Origin of the sequence: Candidatus Igneacidithiobacillus taiwanensis (assembly GCF_031962545.1) — a bacterium.
Lineage (GTDB): Bacteria > Pseudomonadota > Gammaproteobacteria > Acidithiobacillales > Acidithiobacillaceae > Igneacidithiobacillus > Igneacidithiobacillus taiwanensis.
On sequence record NZ_JAVRKK010000172.1, the window covers coordinates 1 to 4,104 of the forward strand.

The 4,104-nt window shown below is 59.2% G+C and carries 4 protein-coding genes and 1 pseudogene; 4 read left to right on the top strand and 1 reads right to left on the bottom strand.

The annotated features are described in order from the left end of the window. The first annotated feature begins 129 nt into the window (after nt 1-129). The 4 genes and pseudogenes from RTI30_RS13080 (at nt 130) to RTI30_RS13095 (ending at nt 3,269) form a co-directional block, all read left to right on the top strand. A complete protein-coding gene (locus RTI30_RS13080; RefSeq protein ID WP_312263341.1) occupies nt 130-1,437 on the top strand; it encodes an arsenic transporter in 1,308 nt (435 codons plus the stop codon). Between the two features lie 3 nt (nt 1,438-1,440). After that, nucleotides 1,441-1,572 (top strand): annotated as a pseudogene (locus RTI30_RS13085) (arsenical resistance protein ArsH); the annotation flags it as partial. 55 nt (nt 1,573-1,627) lie between these two features. Further along, a complete protein-coding gene (locus RTI30_RS13090; protein WP_312263340.1) occupies nt 1,628-2,722 on the top strand; it encodes an FAD-dependent oxidoreductase in 1,095 nt (364 codons plus the stop codon). A gap of 61 nt (nt 2,723-2,783) precedes the next feature. Then, nucleotides 2,784-3,269 carry a DUF4124 domain-containing protein gene (locus RTI30_RS13095; RefSeq protein WP_312263339.1) on the top strand — a complete coding sequence of 162 codons (486 nt, stop codon included), beginning with the start codon at nt 2,784-2,786 and terminating at the stop codon, nt 3,267-3,269. A 71-nt stretch (nt 3,270-3,340) separates the two neighbouring features. Here RTI30_RS13095 and RTI30_RS13100 read toward each other — a convergent pair whose 3' ends face one another. Then, on the bottom strand, nt 3,341-3,904 hold the full coding sequence (locus RTI30_RS13100; RefSeq protein WP_312263338.1) for an FUSC family protein: 564 nt from the start codon (nt 3,902-3,904) through the stop codon (nt 3,341-3,343). Nucleotides 3,905-4,104 lie beyond the last annotated feature (200 nt).

Here is a 4,104-nt window from a genome sequence, read left to right on the forward strand (position 1 = left end):
ACCCGGTAAAACCCCCGGATCCGGTACCCGACATGTTGAACCTGCATGGCACTCCTCCCTCGCCAAAGAAGTGCCAAAGGTTTGTGAACTTATGCAGACTACCCGAGTTTTCTATCCAAGGAGTGCGGAATGCTCGCTCTAGCTATCTTCATCGTGACCCTGATTCTGGTCATCTGGCAGCCCAAGGGCCTGCAAATCGGTTGGAGCGCCCTTGGCGGCGCGGTCGTCGCCTTGGCCACGGGGGTTATCACCTGGCGTGACATCCCTGTGGTCTGGCATATCGTTTGGGATGCCACCTTCACCTTTGTCGCCCTGATCATTATCTCCCTGATTTTAGATGAGGCTGGCTTCTTTCATTGGGCGGCTTTGCACGTGGCACGCTGGGGCGGCGGGCGCGGTCGCCAGCTGTTCCCCCTCATCGTCCTCTTGGGAGCAATGATTTCTGCCGTTTTTGCCAATGATGGTGCGGCCCTGCTACTCACCCCCATCGTCATGGCCATCCTTCTGCGCCTGGATTTTTCCCCCCAGGCAACCTTCGCCTTCGTCATTGCAACGGGTTTTGTGGCCGATACCACCAGCCTGCCACTGATGATCTCCAACCTCGTCAACATCGTCAGTGCTAATTATTTCAATATCACTTTCGATCGGTATGCCTTGGTGATGGTGCCGGTCGATCTCGTCGCACTGGCGGCGACCCTGGGCGTGCTCTGGCTCTACTTTCGACGTGCCGTGCCAGCGGTGTATTCCACTGCCCACCTCGACGCACCCCGCTCGGCCATCAAAGACCCCTTGGTCTTTCGTGCCGCCTTTCCGGTACTGCTTTTGCTGCTTTTGGCCTACTTCGTCACGGCCCAATGGCAGGTGCCGGTCTCGGTGGTGACCGGGGCGGGAGCGCTCATACTGCTGGCCTTGGCCGGACGTTGGTTGCAAGGAGGGCGGGGCGCTTGTATCCCGGTGCGTAAGGTGCTGCACGGCGCCCCTTGGCAAATCGTGATCTTCAGCCTGGGCATGTACCTCGTGGTCTATGGGCTGCGCAATGCCGGTCTGACCAATTATGTGGCCATGGCCCTGGAGTATCTGGCGGCGCAGGGCACCGTGCTGGCGGCGGTGGGGGCGGGCTTCCTGGCCGCAGCGCTTTCCTCGGTGATGAACAACATGCCGGCAGTCCTGGTGGGGGCTTTGGCCATCCACCAGCTGCCGGTGGCCACGGATCCGCTCATTCGAGAGATCTTCGTCTACGCCAACATCATTGGTTGCGATCTTGGCCCCAAGTTCACGCCTATTGGCAGTCTGGCCACCTTGCTCTGGCTACACGTGCTCGGTCGCAAGGGCATGACCGTTACCTGGGGCCAGTATATGCGCACCGGATTGCTCATCACCCCGCCGGTGCTCGTCCTGACGCTTCTCGCCTTGGCCCTGTGGCTGCCCTTAGTCTGAGGAGACGGCATGGAAGAGTTACTGAAATTCACCTGGCTCAGCCGCGGCTGCAGCGATTATTTGACCGATCGCTATTCCGAACGCAAGGAGTCTGCAGGGGCCCTGTCGGCACGGGTCAACCAGCGATCTTTGTGACATTTCGGCGTTGTCTCCGTTGCGTGCGCAACGCATTTTGCGCCACAGTGCGCACATGACGAAAAAATCCGCAGATTTCATCATCATCGGCGCGGGGCTGAGCGGCTTGTACGCGGCGCACTTGCTAACGAAGCTTCGTGCCGATTGGTGCCTGCTCGAGGCGAGGCAAGCCGCAGGTGGTAGAATTCTTTCCGTGGCTGCACCTGGTAGCAGTTCCACGCAACGCTTCGACCTGGGACCAAGCTGGTATTGGCCCGAATATCAGGACAACTTGGCGCACCTCATTGCGCAACTGCAGCTTGAGACCTTCCCGCAGTACGAGACCGGCAACATGGTCGTCGAGCGATCAAACGCGACGCCACCCCAGCACATGCCCGGCTATCGCTCGGTACCACAATCCTGGCGACTAGCGGGCGGTATGGCAGCGTTGGTGGAGGGTTTGCAAAAAAATCTCGCTGCCGAGCGCATGCACTTTGGCCAAGTAGTGCAGGAGCTGCGGATCGTTGGCGGAAAAGTAGCCGTTACCACGGTTGGCGACAATGGAGAATTGACGGTTTGGCAGGCAAATAAGGTGTTGCTCGCCCTGCCGCCGCGCTTGGCGGTCGAGTGTCTGCATTTTGCGCCGGCTTTGCCCGAGCCACTGCGGCGGGAATGGTCCGCTACTCCTACCTGGATGGCACCCCACGCCAAATATCTGGCCGTCTATGAAAAGCCATTCTGGCAAGCGCAGGGTTTGTCGGGCGAGGGTCGTAGCGCTGTTGGTCCTTTACAGGAAATTCACGACGCCTCTTTGCCCGATGGCACCGGCGCACTCTTCGGTTTTTTGGGAATGCCGGCGCGTCTTCGGCGCAGCATGTCGGCGCAAGCGCTTCGGGAGGCGTGTCGCCGGCAACTCGGCCGTCTCTTCGGGGCGTCTGCAACCAAGCCCGTGGCGGAGTTTTTTCAGGATTGGGCGGAGAATCCATTCACCTCGACGACGCTCGACGAAGACGCGGCCATGGAGCATGCTTCCGCTCCTGTTGCCGCACCGGGCCATGGTCCCTGGGCAGGAAAGATTATCGGGATAGGCAGCGAATGGGCAGCGGCGTTTCCTGGTTATCTCGCTGGTGCTGTGGAAAGTGCGACAATAGGAGTAGAGTCTATGCGCTAGGCTCCGCGTAATCGCGAGTACGCAGATGCCGCATTTTTCGTCGCTTGTAGAGGGCTGGAACGTGATCGCCAGTCGAAGCTGTTGGCTTTTGCTTCTGATTTTTCTGGCGCCGCCGCTAGCTGCGTCGGCTACCACGATCTATCGTTGGGTTTCCCCTTCGGGTGCCGTCAGTTACGGCGATCAGCCGCCGGCAGGATCGCATCAGGTGCAAAAAATTGTTCCCCAACCGGCACCCCCGCCGCCGCCAGTGCAGCCGCAGGCTCCACAGCCCGATGACAAGCTCCGGGCCGAGAAGCAGATTGCCAAGGAAGAGCTTCTTGCCGCGCGCCTACGTTTGCTGAGCATTCTCGAAGCAAACGCAAGGCCACCCGTGGTCATTCACGAAGAGCGGAGCGCTCCTTTGCTGTACCTGCCAGTGCAACCCTATCCGCATTTTTGGCAACGCCCCCCAGCGCCACCGCGGCGCCCTCCGGTGCTGTCCAATGGGCTTCCAAACATTCCGCCTTGGTATACGGGTCCGTGGCCGCGGCAGACGCCAAACCCCTGAGAGGGTGCCCGCGCCGCAAAGTTCGGGTAGCTTTAACTCCGCTAACGCGGATTATCTTGTGTTGTCTGTGCCTAGGGTTGCTGCGCAGCATTGGAGGCATGGTAGACATGCAACAAATAGCCTCCCAGCAGGCCGGTCCCGGCGCCAAGTACCACTTCGCCCATCCGCATGCTGGCGTTGAGCCAAGGAGCGCTGGTATTCAAATGAGAGAAAATCACAATCAACAATAAGGTCGACACGACCTGCCGTCCGCGATCGGCAAATCCCAAGAGCTGGCTCAACAGCAAAGACAGACTCATGACTGCCGCCAGGGAGGCCATATTGGCGGGAATGTAGGTCAGATAAATTACCGCGGCGATGGCGCCAAGCACGCCGGAGCTCAGGGTGGCCCAAAAGCTCGTCCGCGTTTCTTGCCAGTGGTCCTTGAAAACCGCCAAGACCGTGACGGCTGACCATAAGGCGCCAATAACCGCCGCGGTGACATGGGTGGGTACGAGTTCATCCAGACCATAGCCCAAGAAATAGGCGATGAGTACCAAAACGGTGATGATCGCACTGCGCAGATACGGTTCTCGGCGCTGCAATTGCAGTTGCTTTTCTTTCAGCTGCAGAAAATCATGTGCAAACGATGACATAACAGTGACCAAGCTCCTCAGTTTTCGCGTCGATGGCCTTCCAGTAGCCATCGGTAGACTTCGGTGTTTTGTCGTCCCGGTTGGCGGCCTGGCGATGCTATTCTGTCATCCATGGTGAAAAACTGCACCAGCGGGTTGCTTGGGATGCCGGGGTGGGTCCGATTCGAGTTCGTCGATGACTGTGCGCAGGTCGCGCAGTA